16 protein-coding genes are annotated in these 17642 nt (G+C 44.9%); 15 read left to right on the forward strand and 1 reads right to left on the reverse strand.

The window, feature by feature from the left end; translation table 11 throughout:
• The first annotated feature begins 49 nt into the window (after positions 1 to 49).
• The 15 genes from CGRAC_RS05130 to tgt all read left to right on the forward strand — a co-directional run bounded on the left by CGRAC_RS05130 (position 50) and on the right by tgt (position 15783).
• Positions 50 to 1468: a TrkA C-terminal domain-containing protein gene (locus CGRAC_RS05130; protein WP_005871664.1), complete on the forward strand. Its 1419-nt coding sequence runs from the start codon at positions 50 to 52 to the stop codon at positions 1466 to 1468.
• A 42-nt stretch (positions 1469 to 1510) separates the two neighbouring features.
• A complete protein-coding gene (gene aroB, locus CGRAC_RS05135; RefSeq protein ID WP_005871662.1) occupies positions 1511 to 2542 on the forward strand; it encodes a 3-dehydroquinate synthase in 1032 nt (343 codons plus the stop codon).
• Positions 2539 to 4248 carry a mechanosensitive ion channel family protein gene (locus CGRAC_RS05140; protein WP_005871660.1) on the forward strand — a complete coding sequence of 570 codons (1710 nt, stop codon included), beginning with the start codon at positions 2539 to 2541 and terminating at the stop codon, positions 4246 to 4248. Before aroB ends, CGRAC_RS05140 begins: the two co-directional genes overlap by 4 nt.
• The gene (gene mtaB, locus CGRAC_RS05145) at positions 4245 to 5477 is read left to right on the forward strand and encodes a tRNA (N(6)-L-threonylcarbamoyladenosine(37)-C(2))-methylthiotransferase MtaB (RefSeq protein ID WP_005871658.1); all 1233 of its coding nucleotides are present in this window, start codon (positions 4245 to 4247) and stop codon (positions 5475 to 5477) included. Before CGRAC_RS05140 ends, mtaB begins: the two co-directional genes overlap by 4 nt.
• Entirely contained in the window at positions 5446 to 7227 is a 1782-nt protein-coding gene (locus tag CGRAC_RS05150) for an AAA family ATPase (protein WP_082170449.1), read from the forward strand. Before mtaB ends, CGRAC_RS05150 begins: the two co-directional genes overlap by 32 nt.
• 29 nt (positions 7228 to 7256) lie before the next feature.
• The gene (mog, locus tag CGRAC_RS05155; protein WP_005871651.1) at positions 7257 to 7784 is read left to right on the forward strand and encodes a molybdopterin adenylyltransferase; all 528 of its coding nucleotides are present in this window, start codon (positions 7257 to 7259) and stop codon (positions 7782 to 7784) included.
• Positions 7785 to 7849: 65 nt separating this feature from the next.
• Entirely contained in the window at positions 7850 to 8167 is a 318-nt protein-coding gene (locus CGRAC_RS05160; RefSeq protein WP_040304047.1) for an HMA2 domain-containing protein, read from the forward strand.
• A complete protein-coding gene (locus tag CGRAC_RS05165) occupies positions 8164 to 8775 on the forward strand; it encodes a hypothetical protein (protein WP_005871648.1) in 612 nt (203 codons plus the stop codon). Before CGRAC_RS05160 ends, CGRAC_RS05165 begins: the two co-directional genes overlap by 4 nt.
• Positions 8776 to 8870: 95 nt before the next feature.
• Positions 8871 to 9362: a hypothetical protein gene (locus tag CGRAC_RS05170; protein WP_050346319.1), complete on the forward strand. Its 492-nt coding sequence runs from the start codon at positions 8871 to 8873 to the stop codon at positions 9360 to 9362.
• Between the two features lie 8 nt (positions 9363 to 9370).
• The gene (locus CGRAC_RS05175; protein WP_005871644.1) at positions 9371 to 9673 is read left to right on the forward strand and encodes a hypothetical protein; all 303 of its coding nucleotides are present in this window, start codon (positions 9371 to 9373) and stop codon (positions 9671 to 9673) included.
• Positions 9666 to 10160 (forward strand): hypothetical protein, encoded by a 495-nt coding sequence (locus CGRAC_RS05180; protein WP_005871643.1) that lies wholly within the window; start codon positions 9666 to 9668, stop codon positions 10158 to 10160. The genes CGRAC_RS05175 and CGRAC_RS05180 overlap by 8 nt, the downstream gene beginning before the upstream one ends.
• Before the next feature lie 3 nt (positions 10161 to 10163).
• On the forward strand, positions 10164 to 12245 hold the full coding sequence (locus tag CGRAC_RS05185) for a heavy metal translocating P-type ATPase (RefSeq protein ID WP_005871640.1): 2082 nt from the start codon (positions 10164 to 10166) through the stop codon (positions 12243 to 12245).
• Positions 12235 to 12615 (forward strand): hypothetical protein, encoded by a 381-nt coding sequence (locus CGRAC_RS12295; RefSeq protein WP_005871638.1) that lies wholly within the window; start codon positions 12235 to 12237, stop codon positions 12613 to 12615. The genes CGRAC_RS05185 and CGRAC_RS12295 overlap by 11 nt, the downstream gene beginning before the upstream one ends.
• Before the next feature lie 54 nt (positions 12616 to 12669).
• Positions 12670 to 14430, forward strand: coding sequence for a DUF262 domain-containing protein (locus CGRAC_RS05195; RefSeq protein ID WP_005871636.1), 1761 nt, complete (start codon positions 12670 to 12672; stop codon positions 14428 to 14430).
• A gap of 186 nt (positions 14431 to 14616) precedes the next feature.
• A complete protein-coding gene (gene tgt / locus CGRAC_RS05200; protein ID WP_005871634.1) occupies positions 14617 to 15783 on the forward strand; it encodes a tRNA guanosine(34) transglycosylase Tgt in 1167 nt (388 codons plus the stop codon).
• Between the two features lie 679 nt (positions 15784 to 16462).
• Here the strand turns inward: tgt and CGRAC_RS05205 are convergent.
• Positions 16463 to 17596 carry a hypothetical protein gene (locus CGRAC_RS05205; RefSeq protein ID WP_005871632.1) on the reverse strand — a complete coding sequence of 378 codons (1134 nt, stop codon included), beginning with the start codon at positions 17594 to 17596 and terminating at the stop codon, positions 16463 to 16465.
• Between the last annotated feature and the right edge of the window lie 46 nt (positions 17597 to 17642).

Consider the following 17642-nt stretch of genomic DNA (forward strand, 5'->3'; position numbering starts at 1 on the left):
TTTAGACGTTTTTAGTTATAATCTTTGCAAAACCACGAAACGGAGAGCAATGAAACAAGTTTTAATCATCGCAAGCGGAAAGTTTGCGCGCCATTTTTTATCCAAAGTTTGTAAAATTAAAGATGTCATCAGATCATATCGCGTCATAGCTAAAAATATGGATGCCGTGCCCTCAGAGCTTGAAAACGAGTCAAATTTTTCGGTCGAAATTTTTGATCCTACTAGCATTGAGCGGTTGCGCGTGGTGCTAGCAGAAGAGGAATTTGACCGCTGCATAGTGATAATGGAGGATGAATTTGACACTAAAGTAACACTTGAAAATTTAAAGACGCTCGCTTCGGATTTAGAGCTTTATGTGGCTGATTTTTGGGGACTTTTGCGCGAAAATAAAAATGAAGCTCACGTAAAAATCGTAAATACCCTTGCGCTAAATTCCTCGCGCTTCATCGGTTTTTTACCCGATAGCCCCGTTTTTGCTGATAATATCGGGCTTGGACGCGGAGAGATAATGGAGGTAAAAGTGCCCGTAGGAAGCTCGTTTGCGTATAAAAAAATCAGCACGCTTTCTAATGCCAAATATCAAATTCCGATGATCTACCGCCACAATAATTACATCGTAACGACACCCGGCTCGCGGATATATCCGAATGATACGATCTTGGTCGTTGGTGAGCCGAGCGCGCTGCGAGTGGTGTTTGCTGAAGTAAAAAAGCAAAGCGGGCAATTTCCATCGCCGTTTGGGCTAAATATTTTCGCGCTAATCGATATGAAAAAAATGAGCGACGACGAGATAGCTAGGACGGTTAGGGCGCTTGAGTTTTTGGATTTACATATTAGAAATCATAAAATTTATCTGCGAATTTTAAATCCTCTGCTAAACGACGCTTTTAGCGAGCTTAAAGCGCTGTGTGAGCGGGATAAATTTGAAATTCTCATCAATTACTCGGGCGAATTAAATTTAAAGCGCGATGTGAGCGAAAATAAAGCGGGCTTGGTAGTTTGCTCAAGCGGAGTTTTCGAAGCGAAAAAAGCAGCACTTAAAGCGCTTGAAATTCCCGTGCTAAGCCTTGGAGAGGGCGAGCTAAAAGATGTGCGTAAAAGTGTCGTACTAAGTGCCGGCGAGCGGCTTCGTGAGGAATCAAGTATCGTCTTTGACATAAGCTCGCAGCTAGGGCTAGACGTGTATTTGTATATTTTCGGCGAGAGCGAAAGGGGCGAGTTTGCGCAAAGCTACGTAAGCTTATCGAAGCTTTTTAAGCAGAGTTTATTCGTGATTTCTTGCGAGCGGCAAAACCCGATTTTAGCGCTAGGCAGCGAGCGAGATCTGTTGCAGTTCGTGCCATTTAATGATAGAATTTTGGCGCGCAAGCTCACATCGATTTTCAATCAGGATTTGGATCAGATGTATTTTAAGCTAGGCAAAAATCATCAAATTTTCGTTCCGAGCGATTACGGGTATGAAAAGTAATCGAAATTTATGTTACAATTACCCAAAAATCAAAGGTAGCGTATGAAAATCGATCTTAATTTAGGCAAAAAATACAGCGTTTTTATCGACGAATTGCAAGAGATTAAACTCAAAGGCAAGGTAGCGATCATCACAAACCCCAAAGTAGGGGGGCTGTGGCTTGATTTCTTACTGCAGCGGCTAGATTGCGAGCAAAAATTTATCATCACGATCCCAGACGGCGAAGAGTATAAAAATACCGCGAGCGTGGAGCAAATTTTAGAGCAGCTTTTCAGCTCCAAGCTTGATCGCAAAAGCACGCTCATTGCTCTTGGCGGCGGCGTCATCAGCGATATAACGGGCTTTTGCGCGAGCATTTATGAGCGCGGCATCGATTTTATCAATATACCTACGACCTTGCTAGCGCAAGTGGATGCAAGCGTCGGCGGCAAGACGGGCGTGAATAATCGCTTCGGCAAAAATTTAATCGGCTCCTTTTATCAGCCGCGCGTGGTTTATTGCGAGAGTAAATTTTTATCGACGCTTCCTGCGCGAGAGTTTGCCGCAGGCGTCGCAGAGGCGGTAAAGATGGCTGTATGCTTTGATGGCGAGCTGTTTAAATTTTTCGAGACGCACGATCTAAAAAGCGCCGATGAAATTTCGCATATAATCGCTCGCTGTGTGGAGATTAAAGCAAGCGTCGTAGAGCGTGACGAGCGCGAAAGCGGCGTGCGCGCAGTGCTAAACTACGGACACACCTTTGCTCACGCTATTGAAAAAATTACTAATTATAAAAAATTTTTGCACGGCGAGGCTGTGGCGATCGGCATGGTGATGGCAAATACGCTAGCGCGTCGCCTCGGCAAACTAAGCGGCGAACAGGAGGAGCGAATCCGCAAAGTGCTTCAAAAATTCGCACTTCCGATAAAATTTCACGTAGAGGATGCAGCGGAATTTTACGAGCTGTTTTTTCTCGATAAAAAGAGCGAAAACGGCAAGATAAAATTTATCCTGCCTGACGGCATCGGTAAATTCTACGCTTCCAAAGAGATCGCAAAAGATGAAGTAATCGCAGCGCTGAAAGAGTTTGAATGAGAGCGCTTGCAGCTATTTTTTTGATTTTTAATCTTGCATTTTGCGAGGCAAATTCTACGCTCTCCGCCGCGCACACGCGCTTAGAATCCAACGCTAGCTCTGCCGCTAGTGAGAAGAAAGATGAAAATTCTAAGCTATCCGCGTCGCTAAAAGATCAGATCCGTGTTATTGACGATGAGATCAAAAACAATATCTGGATCTCGCGCTTTTCAAATTTCATCGGCTATCAAAATTTACAAAAGCAATCCAGCCAGCTCGAAGCGGAGCTAAAAAAGAGCGCCGGCACCGATAAGATCGCAGAGATTCAAAAAAGACTTCGCGCCGTAAAAGAGCAGCTCATACTGCTAAAAGAGTATGAAAAATCTCCGTTTTTAGATATCATCGCGATGCCTGAAACTCCCGAGCCTGCGCGCATTACAAATCCTTTTTCGATAATTTCCGGTTTTTCTACGATTAGAAATTTGCAAGCTCAAAAGATGGAGCAGAAAAACGCCATCGAAAATATTAAAGCTTTAATCGATAAACTTGAAGCAAAAAGGGCGCTATATGAGCGTTTGATGCAGATTGATACGGACGCAAGCGCTGCGGCGGAGCTTAAAAGCTTAGATTACGAGCTCGGAGAGTTCAGCTCCGCGTACGAGATCGCGCAGACCACATACGACGTTTATGAAAAGAAGATCAACTCCCAAATCGCCGTGCAGACCGCCGATATAAAAGCGCAGGTCAAGCGTGCGGGAAACATCGCCGTATGGATACTCGTAGTCATCGCGCTGTCCTTTTTCTGTAAGGTGGTGGCGAAAAAATATATCAAAAACGACGAGAATTTCTACATTGTAAATAAAATCATCAACGTTTTAAATTTCACGCTGATCGCGCTGATACTGCTCTTTTCTTACATCGAGAATATGACGCATTTCGTGACGGTTCTGGGCTTTGCCTCTGCCGGTCTTGCGATTGCGATGAAAGATATGTTTATGAGCTCCTTAGGCTGGCTTACGATCGTGCTCGGCGGCAGCTTTCGCGTGGGCGATCGCATCAGGGTGCATAAAAACGGCGAGACCTACGTGGGCGATATCATCGATATTTCAGTGCTTAGAATGACGCTTTTTGAGGACGTTACGCTTACTACGTGGAAGGAGAATAAGCGAGCCGGCAGGGTTATTTTCATACCGAATAATTATATTTTTACCGATCTTATCTCAAACTACACCCACAGCGGGCTTAAGACCGTCTGGGACGGCATTAGCATACTTTTAACATTTGATAGCAACCATAAAAAGGCGATGTATCTCATAAAAAACATCGTGCGGAAGTATTCCAAGGGCTACACCGACATTGCTAAAAAGCAGATGGGCAAGCTTCGCTCGCAATACAGTATCAAAAATCCAAACGTCGAGCCTAGAATTTTCAGCTTTTTTGAGCCATACGGCATTGAAATTTCGGTTTGGTATATGACGAACTCTTACGCGACGCTCGGGCTTCGCAGCAACATCTCGGCTGAAATTTTAGATGCGCTAAGAAGCGAGCCCGACATCAAGATCGCTTATCCTGCATACACGCTTTTTAACGGCAAAAACTACATGGCGGCGGGCGAAAATTTTGCGGCGCAAGATCTCGGCTTCGAGCAGCAAGGCTCACAAAATTTAAACGCAGCGGCACAGGGCGCGGGTTTTGCCACAGGAAGCGGATCCGGGAGCGAAATTTGAAAATTTATTTTAAAACGTTTGGATGTCGCACAAATATCTACGACACGCAGCTTATCAAAAGCAACCTCAAATCGGGCGAGATCACGCACGACGAGCAGGGCGCGGACGTCGTCGTGATAAACTCCTGCACCGTTACGAACGGCGCCGACGCAGACGTGCGAAACTACGTAAATAAGATGAACCGCCTCGGCAAAAAAATATTGCTAACCGGCTGCGGCGCGGTATCGCGCGGCGAGGAGCTGTATAAAAACGGCGCGGTATTCGGGGTGTTTGGGATGTCGCAAAAGGAAAAGATCGACGAGTTTTTGGGCTCGGAGTCGAAATTTTACGATATTGGCGATCTAAGTAGCGTCGAAAAAAATCTGGTAAGCGACTACGAGGATCACACCAAGGCCTTTATTAAAATTCAAGAGGGGTGCGATTTTAACTGCAGCTATTGCATAATCCCCTCGGTGCGCGGCCGCTCGCGAAGCAGCTCTGAAGACGCGATCTTAAAAGAGGCGGTGAGCCTTGTCGCAAACGGCTTTAGCGAGATCGTGCTAACCGGCACCAACATCGGAAGTTACGGCAAAGCCGCGGGCACGAGCCTGGGCGCGCTGCTTCAAAAGCTGGGCGGGATACGCGGAATTCGCCGCATTCGCCTAGGCAGCATCGAGCCCTCGCAGATAGATGCAAGCTTTCGCGAAATTTTATCCGAGCCGTGGCTGGAGCGGCATCTGCACATCGCGCTTCAGCACACTTCGCAAAAGATGCTTAGCATAATGCGCCGCCGAAATTCCGCGCTAAGGGATTTGGAGCTTTTTTGCGAGCTTGCGGAGCGAGGGTTTGCGCTGGGGACGGACTTTATCGTCGCGCATCCGGGCGAAAGCGAAGAGCTTTGGCTCGAAGCGGTAGAAAATTTCAAAAAATTTCCGCTCACGCATCTGCACGCTTTCATCTTTTCGCCGCGGCAAGGGACCGCTTCGGCGTCGCTAAAAGGCCGCATAGACGGCAAAACGGCGAAGGCGCGGCTGAAGATGCTGCAAAACATAACGGCGCTGAATAATTATAAATTTCGCCTTTCGCACAAGGTGCCCTTAAATGTGCTGATCGAGCGGAAAAACGGAGAGTTTTATGAAGGATATGATCAATTTTATGATAAAATTTGGATCGAAAGCGATGAGGATTTGTCGAAAAAATGGATGGAGATAAGAGATTATGAGGTTAAATTTGATGGAAATTTTGCATAAAATCAAAAAAAGCAAGCTAAATATAATTCTGATTTTTTTAGTGCTGCTTATCGTTTTGCTCTCGATCGTTTATTTTAAAGACGATTCGCGATACATCACCGAGCGCGAATTTAGCGAGCTGGTACGAAAAGATCAGATCAAGCGCGCGCATATCGAGGACGGCAATTTAAATTTTACCTACGACGGCAAACGCTATAAAATTTTAACCGATATCGTTAATTTAAAAGAGCTGTCCAACCACGCTTTGATTACGAAGGAAGAGGATAGCGGAAGCGGCGGTATTAGCGCGACGCTCGTGATTTTTACATTCGCATTTTTTCTTTTCGTGTATTATTTTGAAACCGTTTTGGCTAGACGCCGCAGGATGGACGGCGCCGCGCGTCAGAGCGCTAGCGCAGGCGGCGATCTCGGCGATCTCTCGCCAAGCGTTAGCGACGTGAGATTTAGCGACGTCGCGGGCATCAGCGAGGTTAAGGACGAGCTAATCGAGATCGTGGATTTTTTAAAAAATCCCGCAAAATACCGAAATTTCGGTATCAAACTGCCGAAAGGAATTTTAATGATCGGCGAGCCGGGCGTCGGCAAGACCCTTATCGCAAAAGCCGTGGCGGGCGAGGCGGACGTGCCGTTTTTTTACCAAAGTGGCGCAAGCTTCGCCGAGGTCTTTGTGGGCGTCGGTGCTAGGCGGGTTCGCGAGCTGTTTGCGAAGGCCAAATCCTGCGCGCCCGCGATTATTTTTATCGACGAGATCGACGCAGTCGGCGGCAAGCGCGGTATCGGACGCAACGATGAGCGAGAAGCGACGCTAAATCAGCTGCTGACCGAGATGGACGGATTTGAGGAAAATAGCGGCGTGATGGTAATCGGCGCGACCAACAAAATAAATATGATCGACGACGCGCTGCTGCGCTCGGGGCGCTTTGATAGGCGCGTTTTCATCGGGCTTCCAAACTACAAAGACCGCATCGAAATTTTAAAAATTTATTTAGAGGGCAAAAGATGCAGCGCGAATATCAACAAAGTAAGCCGCCTCTGCGTGGGCTTTAGCGGCGCTGGAGTAGCGACGCTGGTAAATGAAGCCGCAATCAACGCTCTTAAGCGCGGCAGCGATACGATCGAGCTTAGCGATTTTGAAAACGTGCGAATGAGAGTCTTTTACGGCGTGCAAAAAAGCAGAATTCTCACCGAATACGAAAAGGAGATCCAGGCGTTCTATCAGGGTGCAAAGGCGCTTAGCGCATATTGGTATTCGTTTGATTTCGAAAAGATCGAGCTTTTAAACGATAAATTTTTAAACGAGGATTTCGAGATCGAATCCAAAACCCAAATTTTAAATCAAATCAAAGTGCTTTTAAGCGGCATGGCAGCGCTACAGATCCATAAAAACGACGCTTTTTCAAATTCCGCTAGCGACGTAAAGCAGGCTATCGCGCTGGCGCAAAAGATGGTTTTCGAGCTCGCGATGGGCGATAGTTTCACCCCTAGCGCGCAGAGCGTGAATAAAATTTTACAAGATTGCTACGACGAGGTAAGCGAGATAATCCGTACAATGCAGGATAAGCTAAATCAAATTTCAAAGCAAATTTTCGTTTATGAGTTCATAACTTTCGAGGATGTTCAAAAGATTTGCGAATCTGATGGTGTGGAGCAAGAAGGCGTCTCCGCGCAAGAGCAAGATTTGCAAAAGTCCAAAGAAGATAGCGAAAGCTCTGAAGAAAAGCCGCAAGACGGCACGCTAAATTTCGATTAAATTTTAAAATTCCAATAAAGGAGAGGAAAATGGTAAAAATAGGTGTTTTAACGATAAGTGATCGCGCTAGCGGTGGCGTTTACGAGGATTTAGGAGGCAAAGAGATAATTGCCGTGATGGATGATTGGCTAACTTGCGAGAAGCAGTATTTTTATGAAATCGTCCCCGATGAGCTAGAGCTGATCAAAGATAAGCTGATTTATCTTTGCGACGAAGCGGGTTGTGATTTGGTGCTAACTACGGGCGGTACGGGTCCTGCTCCACGCGATGTAACGCCTGAAGCGACCGAAGCGGTAAGTGAGAAATTAATGCCAGGCTTTGGCGAGCTGATGCGCGCAGAGAGCCAAAAGATCGTGCCTACGGCAATTTTATCTCGCCAGATAGCAGCGATCCGCAAAAAATCTCTGATTATAAACTTACCGGGCAATCCAAAAGCGATTAAAGAGTGCCTTCTGCCGGTATTTCCTGCTGTGCCGTATTGCATTGATCTAATGGGAGGGAATTACATAACAGCGGATGAAAATAAGATAAAAATATTTCGTCCTAAACGCAAATAATTCGCAAAATTTAGCAGGAATTAAATGATTTATGATATTATTTGGGCGCAAATTTAAGGAAAAATATGAAAATAAATCACAACGATATTTTGGAATTTCATAAATATTTTAGCAAAATCAGCCACAGCAAAGGTCGCATCCGTATCCGTGTAAGTCCTAAAATTAGGGAGTTACGAGATAGCGTGAGCGAGGAGAGCCTGAAGGCTAAAATAGCTGCAATTCGCGGGATAAAAGAGTATAAATTTAACTCTCTAATCGGCTCGCTGACGATTCATTACGACGAAAATATTTTCCCAATGCACCTTTGGGAGCAGTTTTTAAGCGGCATCAGTTCGCCGGAGCTAGTAGCGCTTGTAAATTCCAATATAGAGGCGATTTCTTGAACGAAGAAGCATTGCGTAGCACCAAAAAATCGCACAGAATTTCTAATAAATCTCGGGATTTAAATGAGGCGCAAATTGCAGATATCGCTCTTTTGCTCGAAAAAGAGGCGCAAATTTTACAGTTTTATTCGCTGGGCGCAGTTAAATTTCAAGATAAAAAGTTAGGAGAAATTCTATCTTTACGAGCTGGATTACTTGAGCGGATGCTAGACTTTGCTAATTCTTGCAGGCTTGGTGCTATGCCTCCTGAAAATGGCAGTGAGGCACTGGCTGCAAAAGGTATGAATGAGTTTTTGGCTTCGGCGCTTTTGATAGAAAAAAGCTCTATGATGTTTTATGTCGATCTAATTAATTCGTGCAAGAACGCGGAATTTAAAGAGCTGCTGTATAAGGCGCAGGCGGTTTCGTATAATGAAATTTTGCCGATTTTAAAGGAACTAAATTCTAAATGCGAGGTTGATTCAAATTCTTTGAATTTAACTGATTTGTTAAATGAAATTTTAAAAAATCCGCAGGAATTAGAGCGGATATTTCAAAAATACGATTTACAAAATATCTTAAATAGCGCATTTTATAATTTAATTAAAGGAATTTTGCATAAAAATTAAATTAGGATTGCAAAAATCTAAAAAAGTCGCTATAATATCAAAATCTATGTAAAGTTGATAAAACGACTTTATAATCTTAACACGAGGAGAATGAAATGCCGATCCCATTTCTAGCAGGTTTTGCGCTTGGTTGCGCGGCGGTTTACGCTTATAACAATCGAGATAAAATCAAAGAAGGTGCGAATAAAATCGTAAGTAGCAAAAGCGTCGAGGAACTAAAAAATAGCGTCAAAGGCGGAGCGGAAAAATTAAGCAAAAAATCAAAAGAAATTTTTGCGGAGGCTAAAGAAGGCTTAGACGATGTTGCTGAGGCGGTAAAAAGTAAAAGAAAGTCTGGTGGCAAAAAAGCTGCGACAAGTAGCGCCAGCACTGAGGCTAGCGCTGCAAAAAAAACTAGAAAAAAACCGGGACCAAAACCGGGATTTAAAAGAACTAAAAAATCCACCGCGAGCGCTAAGACTGGCGAAACGCCGGTAGGTGAGACGTCCGCAGCATCTACTACTCCGCTTAATATCCCGCAGATCGTAAAAATGGACGATAATTCTTCGGCTAAATTTACGTCCGCAGACGACAAATCAGAAAAATAGAGGCCTAAATGAATAGATCACTTACGACACAGCGTTCGCCGCTAGATCACGTTTTAAGCGGCGCTATAGCGGGAGCGATCGGCGGTTGCGCCGTAGAGCTCGTTAAAGCAAAAGAAGGCAAGAGCAAATCTAAAGCGATTCGCGATGCGCTAGATATTGCGCTAAGCGGCGGTATCATCGGCGGCGGAGCGATTTACAGTGCAAATAAGCTCGTACAAGGCGAGTATCTACGCGCAGCGGCAGGCGTCGCAGTATGCGTAGGCGCGCTTGTCGCGGGTAGAAATTTTATTCTTAAGGTAGGCAATGAGTAATCCCTATATCACAAAAAAAGATTTGAAAGAAATTCTAGACGATTACGATTTTGGTGACAACAAATATGCTAGCAGCTCTGCGGGTAGCTTTGCCGGTGACGAAAAGCTCGGCGGTTGGGCTAAATGGATAAACGAGCGGGTAAATTCTGCACCTTTTAATAGTTCTGCTTCCAGCAATAACTCGGATAGTAAAGATTCCGCCGCTCAAAGCTCAAGCGACGTAAATTCTACTCAAAGCTCGCAGAATTCCACTTTCGGTGGAATTTTTAATTCCTTGGGTGGCAGGCAAAACGCGAACGGTTTATTTGGTAGCAACTCATTTATCACAGGCATCGCTCTGGGTGCTGTGGCGACTTATTTTCTCACCGACGAAAATGCGCAAAAAAAGCTTTTTAAGCTCATTGCAAAGGGCACCGAGATGTTTCAGATGGGCATCGAAGAGATGAAGGAGCGATTCGAAGACGCCAAGGCAGAGATGCAAGAGTAGTCGATGCAAAATTTTAAAATTTTACATGAGACTAAATCTAGGCTGCGCATAAAGGTCGCGGGCTTTAAAGGGCTTGATACGAGTGCACTACAAAAAGCAGCTGCGAGGCTTGAGGGCGTAACGGAAGCTAGATTTAACGCTAAAATCGGCTCTTTGATCCTTAAGCTCGACGCAGGCATAGATAGGGTAGGAATTCTAAAGCAGCTTGAAGTTTTAAATTTAAGTGAGCTAAAATCAATTATCCCCGCTAACCATAAAAATTTACCGAGCAAAAACGAATTTATCTTAGCGCTTCTTGCGTTGGGCGGAAATTTAATCTTTCGCACTTCGCCTTTAGCGCGCGCATTTAGCATCGTGGCGTGCATGCCTATCTTAAAAGAGGGCATTAAAGAAAGCTTTCGTCACGGGCTTACTTCAAAGGGCTTGGAGGCTGCTGCTGTGGGGATTTCGCTCGCTCGCGGCGATATCTTTGCCGCAAATAGTACCAACGCTATGCTCGCTCTTGGCGAATACATGGAGGAGAGCACCGTTTATAAAAGCGACGATCTGATCCGCGAGCTCGCCCGCCCGGATATCGCCGAGGCGTGGGTCGAGATAGATCAAAACGGCAAAAAGACCGAGGTCAAAATCGCAACTTCTAAGCTAAAGGTAGGCGACATCGTGGTCGTGGGCGCAGGCGATGTCATAGCCGTGGACGGACATGTCGTAAGCGGCGAAGCGATGATAAATCAAGCCAATATGACGGGCGAATCGGTCGCGGTGAAAAAATCTCGCGGCGATAGTGTGCTAAGCGGCACGATCGTAGAGGAAGGCAGGATCCGTATCTGGGCGGAAAATGTCGGAGAAAATACCTCCACGCAGCGCATAAAGCACTACATCACGGCATCTCTCAACGAGCGCTCCAGCATCGGCATGCATACGACTCACTTAGCCGACAAGCTCGTGCCGGTAACCTTCGGGCTTGCGGGCGTGTCCTATCTGATAAATCGAAATTTTATGAGCGTAGCTTCGGTGCTGCAGGCGGATTACTCTTGCGCGCTTAAGCTGCCTACGCCGGTTGCTTTTAAGTCGAGCATTTCAAAGGCGGGTAAGAACGGGATTTTGATCAAAGGCGCTAAGGCTCTTGAGTCGCTTGCGAGCGCCGACACCTTCGTATTTGATAAGACGGGCACGCTTACGTACGGCAACCTGGAGGTCGCCGAGATCATATCATTTGACGGGCGCTTTAGTAAAAACGATATTTTAAATTTAACCGCGAGCGCCGAGGAGCATTACTTTCACCCCGTAGCCGAGGCGATCGTGGATGCGGCTAAAAAGCACGGCTTTATCCACAAACACCACGACGAGGTGGAATTCGTCGTCGCTCACGGCGTTAAAACAAGCATCGAGGGCAAAAAGCTTATCATCGGCTCGCGCCACTTCCTGGAGGATGACGAGATGATCTCGTTTGCGGCGCATGAGCAGACCATCGATCTTGCGATGCAAAAGGGGCTCGCGCTGCTTTACATCGCATTTGACGGCAGACTTTTGGGGCTCATCGGACTTAGAGACGAGGTGCGCGCAAACGCCCGCGCCGTCATTACTAGGCTCCGCGAGTTGGGCGCCAAACAGATCGTCATGCTAAGCGGCGACGTGAGCTCAAAAGCCCGCACCGTAGCCAAAAAACTCGGCGTAGATCGCTATTACGGCGAGCTGCTGCCGACGCAAAAGACCGAAATTTTAAAGCAGTTAAAAGCCGAGGGGCGGAAAGTAGTCTTCGTAGGCGACGGTATAAACGATGCGCCGAGCCTGATGAAGGCGGACATTGGCATCAGCATGCTAAACGGCGCCGAGATCGCCAAGGCTTCCGCACAGATCGGGCTTTTGAAAAACGATATCGAGGGCGTCGCACAGGTAAAGGCGCTAGCCAACGACACGCTGCGGCTCGTAAATCGAAATTTCAACGCCACCGTGGGGATCAATTCGATCATTTTATTTTTGGCGACCTTCGGCGCGCTAAGTCCCGTAGCTACGGCGCTGCTGCATAACGGCACGACGATAGGACTGCTACTGAATTCTATCAAAGGGGTAAAATTTGAGCATTGAAGATAAAATTTTTGATCTAAATTTTCAGCGCAAAGCGGCTAAAGTGACGCTTGGAGTAAGTATGGGCATCACGGCTCTAACCGCGCTGAATATGAACTCGCGCATGTCGCAGCTGCATAAAATTTCGGGTGCAGTGATGCTGGCAAGCGCGATCTGGCACGCTAGCCTTTACGGCTCGCCGTACAGCGAGTTTTTGCAAAATAGAAAAGCAAAAGCGCTGGCGCTGAGAAATGAGGATTTAGATTTCATCACCAGCAATATGACGGATGTCGTAAATGTGGCAAGCGATGAAAATATGTCGTCAGACCTTGGCACGACAAAGATCGCACCGAAAAAACGTCACCGCACACGTAGAAATACGAAAAATTAGATATAGAAAAATTCGGTAAAAAGAGTATTAAATTATAAATTTAAGGAAAATGTAATGGCTGGGTTCCATCCCCCAATAAAAATAGCGGAGGCGATACGAGAAATCGAGACGGATAGATATCTTATTCCGGCATTTCAGAGGGAATACGTTTGGTCCGGGAAGCAAGTAGAAAGATTATTTGATTCTATTATGCGAGGCTATCCTATTGGCTCTATGCTTTTTTGGAAGGTTAGAAGCGAAAGCGCAGGGCAATGGAAATTCTATAGCTTTCTTAGATATTTTAGAGAATGGTTTCATACTCATAACGAATACAAGCCTACCAAGAGTATCAACGAATTTTCCGCTATACTAGACGGACAGCAAAGATTAACTTCGCTATATTTAGCGCTTTGTGGCGAATACCATACGCATATACCGTATAGAAAATGGGAAAATACAGACGATAAATTTAAAATTTGCGAGTTTTATTTTAACCTAACTGCAAATCAAGAACCCAAAAAAGACAACGTAGAATATGAATTTTTATGGTTGGAAAAAGCTGAAACCGGCAGCAAAACCATTTATACGGATAAATTTGGGCAAAAATGGTTTAGATGCAAGGACATATATCCTCGCGAACATGGTAAATCAAAGGCTTTAAAAATACAGCAAGAAAATCCCTTATCTCCTTTATCTAATGACGAATTTGAGAAGTTAAATCTTTTTGAAAATATAATTTTTTCAGAAAATATTATCAATTTCTATCAAGAAGACGATCCAAATCCTGAAAAAGCGGTGAACATATTTATTCGTATTAACTCGGGCGGGACACACCTTAGCTATTCTGATATCTTATTTAGCTATGCTATCGCTAACTGGAGACAAAAAGATGCAAGAAAAGAGATCAATGAACTTGTTGATTTTATAAATAACTCTAAAGGCTTTAGTATCTCGAAAGATTTAGTACTAAAAGCGTTTTTATATTTATATCACGAAAATATAAAATTTGACATAGGTAGTTTTAATAACGGATTTATAGAAAATATCGAACAGCAATGGGATAGCATAAAAATGGCCTTCCATAGCGTTTTTGATTTGCTCGAAAATTTTGGGTTTAATGCGCAGACAATGAGTTCAAATAATGCAATCTTACCGGTACTTTATTATGTCTATCATAAAAATTTGGCCAGTTCCATAGTTCACGGTACTGGGCAAAAGCAAACTAGAGAAGTTATAAGAAAATACTTACTAAGAGCTACGCTATTTAAGCCGTTTGGAGGAAGCGCAGATAGCGTTTTAACCGCAACGAGAAAAGTATTTAAAAAGGATTTTGACGGTAAAGTATTTTTTGACGAAAACATTGATGAATTTCCGTTAGAGGGTATTGAAAAGTCTTATAGATATAGTAATATAATCGATGATGGCTTTTTACAAGATTTAATGTTGTATAGGAAAAATAGCCCAGAAGCTTTTGCTGTATTATCTATCTTATATCCAAATTTAGACACAAAAAATAACTTTCACAAGGATCACTTGCATCCAGAAAGCAGGTATAAAGAATATAAAAAAGCAATGAAGGAAAATAAAAAGGAATGCTATGACTTTTCTATGTACGACGCTCTCCCTAATTTACAACTACTAGATGCAAACGAGAATATGGCTAAAAATGATAAGAGTCTTGAAGAATGGGTTGAAGTCGAATGCAGAAATAAGGACAAGAGTAAATTCTTAAAAGACCATCTAATACCTGATGTTGATTTGTCTTTGGATAACTTTAATGAATTTTTTGAGGCGCGTAAAGAGCTTTTAATAAGTAAGTTAAAAGAGCTCATATAGGCCTAATTTTGACACTAATAGAGAGGTAGATTCTTTTTTTGCGTTTTCTTAAAAGAACAGCATTTAATTTTAAATAATTGGCTAAAAAGAAAGTGATATTTGGCGTAGAATTTCCTTCCTTTATTTTTGCCGTAAATTAAAATTTCGCGCCGAGCGCGCGCAAGAAGCTAAATTTAAAGGATCAAGATGGAATTTCAAATAGACGGCGCGGACGGCGCGGCGCGCGCTTGCACGATCCGCACGGCGCACAGCACGATCCGCACTCCCGTTTTTATGCCGGTCGGCACCGTGGGCGCGGTCAAGGCGCTCGATGCGACGGACGTAGCCGGAATTTTAGACGCGCAGATCATCCTTGCCAACACCTATCACATGTATCTGCGCCCGGGCTCGCGGGTGGTGGCGGAATTCGGCGGGCTGCACGGATTTACAAAATTTCCTCGCAGCTTTTTGACCGACAGCGGCGGCTTTCAGGCTTTCAGTCTGCGCGCAAACACCAAAAACGACGAGGGCGGCATAAAATTTAAAAGTCACATCGACGGCAGCATGCATTATTTCACGCCGCGCTCCGTGCTGGATACGCAGTATGAGCTAAACTCCGATATTATGATGATTTTGGACGACTTAGTGGAGCTACCGCGCGAGCCTGGCGCGCTTAGCAGCGATGATAGATCGCGGCTTAAAAAGCGGATCGATCTAAGCGTCGCGCGCACAATAAAATGGGCTCGCGAGGCGATAGATTATCACGAGGCCATGAAATCTCGCGGCTTGCATACGCATCAAAATATCTTCGGTATCATCCAAGGCGGCACCGACCCGCAGGCGCGCAAATTTTGCGCCGAAGCGCTGTGTGAGATGAGCTTTGATGGGCTTGCGATCGGAGGGCTTAGCGTGGGCGAGAAAAACGAGCTGATGTACGAAACCGTCGAGGCTATGATGCCATACGTCGATCCCGCACGCCCGCGATATTTGATGGGGGTCGGCACGCCAGAGGATCTCGTCGAAAATGTCGCTCGCGGCGTGGATATGTTCGACTGTGTGATGCCCACGCGCAACGCCCGCAATGGCACGCTATTTACGAGCTTCGGCAAGATCAGCATCAAAAACGCGAGCTTTATCAGCGATTGCGATCCGATCGATCCGCACTGCGACTGCTACACGTGCAAGCGCTTCAGCCGCGGCTACCTAAATCATCTATTTCGCGCGCGCGAGCTTAGCTTTTACCGCCTTGCGAGCATTCACAATCTGCATTATTACCTGCGCCTTGCCGCGGATATGAGAGAGGCGATCGTGCACGGGCGGTTTGCCGAGTTTAGGCGGGAATTCTATGCCGCGCGAAGTGGGGCGCGAGATTAAATTTCAGCAGGCGAGGGCGTGGAATTTAGCGCGGTAGTTAAATTTAGCCGCGGCGGCGGGCGGAATTTTAATACGGCGTGCGGGCGGCTAAATTTAAACGCGACAAGATGCGCGGGCGATGAAATTTAATTAGCTGCGGAGCGAGGAGCTTGTAGCTTTAAATTCCGCACTTAGGCTTTGGCATCAATTAGAATTTTATTTTGGCAAAATTTTATTATGATAGAGCTATGTCTTGGAATTTTGCCGTATAATGCGATGCGAAATTTGGCTTTGAATTTTGCGCTGAATTGCGTGGATAAAATTCTGCGTTGATATGCGCTGAGCGTGCGAGATTTAAAGATGGAATTTAGCGGTAGGTTTTACAGACGCGATGTAAAATTGCTATGGCTTTTGTCAAATAAGGGGGGCATTGCATCGAAATTTCGCAGGCATTGGTGTATTTTTGTAAGCGTGCATTAACGCGTATAAAACACATATATTGCTTTAGGGCGTGCGATCTGCATTTAAAATTATGGAATTTTATTGTGATAAAATTTTAATGCGGTAGAATTTTACTTTGATAAAGTTCGAATTTCCACTAAATTCTGCCTTCGTGCTAAATTTTGCAATGAAATTTTGGGCAGAATTCTATCATAATAGAATTTCATCGCAGCCAAATCTGCGGTAAAATTTTGTAAAATTATTTTTTAATCCGCCTTATCATGCAAAATCCAAGGAAATAAAGTGGCGACATAACGATAAAGATTATGATGTATCTCCACGCCGTGCTTGCAAAAAATAGCCCCGTAAGCTCCATAAATTTCATCGACGCGCCAGTATAGCGGTCGCCGATGCCGATGAAAATAATAGCTGCGAGCTCCACAAGTAGCGCGGGGGCGAATAGGATCGAGCCTGCAGTTTTGAAAAACATAAACGCAAACGCCTTGAACTTATAATAAAACGAAATGAGCCCAAATCCGATCACGCCGCAGATGAAAATCTGCTCAAACTCATCCAGCCCCAGGCTCTTATCCTGTAGGATCGTAGAGATGACGCACAGGATGATAAAGACGTTGTAATTCGCCATTTGACGCATCGGGTATTGATCGTGCGTCGCTATGGAGAGTAGGTTTATCGCGCGGTTAAGCGGCAGCAGATAAAATAACGCAAAACTAAGGAAAATCAGCAGGTCCATCACCATATAAACCGTATCTTGATTGACATAAGCTTCGATCTGCGAAAAAGATAGAAATATGCTTGCGATTTGCGAACGGAATATCAAAATAATGACTATCGGCACTATCGGCAGGATTATGGATTTAAGCCCTTCCTTACGGATAGATGAAGTATAAATCTTACTCTCAACGCTTTGCGTAGTGCGCAGATCATCGGTTTGGACGAACTCAAATCCAAAGAATTTCGGTTTTTTTGCACTCGTAGGCTTGGCTTTGCGGCTAAATTTAAATTTATTAAATTTTTTTGCGACCTTCGTTTCTTTTACGGCAGATATATCGTTTGCAATATTTTCGGTAGAGCTTTGAAAGGATGGCGTTTCGGATATATTGTTTTCTGCAGAATTCTTATCACCAAAAATTTCATCGTTTTGTTTTGCAGATTCTTTTGGCTGTGGGGCTACTTTTTGCGCTACGCGGTCTTTAGATTTAGAGCCCTCGACGCGCTTTATATTTATCGCACTGGATGCTAGCGTGTCGAAGCTTACCTCATCGCCGTCGGTTAGGCTAGGATCGCGTTCGCCAAGCATTTCGTAGCTATACTCGACCCCGCCTGTGGCGACTATGACATTTTCACCTCTGATAAATCCGATAAGTCTCATATACTAACATTCCCCGATTTTTTAATGAGAAATATTAGTCAAAATG

The sequence above is a fragment of the Campylobacter gracilis genome, from assembly GCF_001190745.1.
GTDB lineage: Bacteria > Campylobacterota > Campylobacteria > Campylobacterales > Campylobacteraceae > Campylobacter_B > Campylobacter_B gracilis.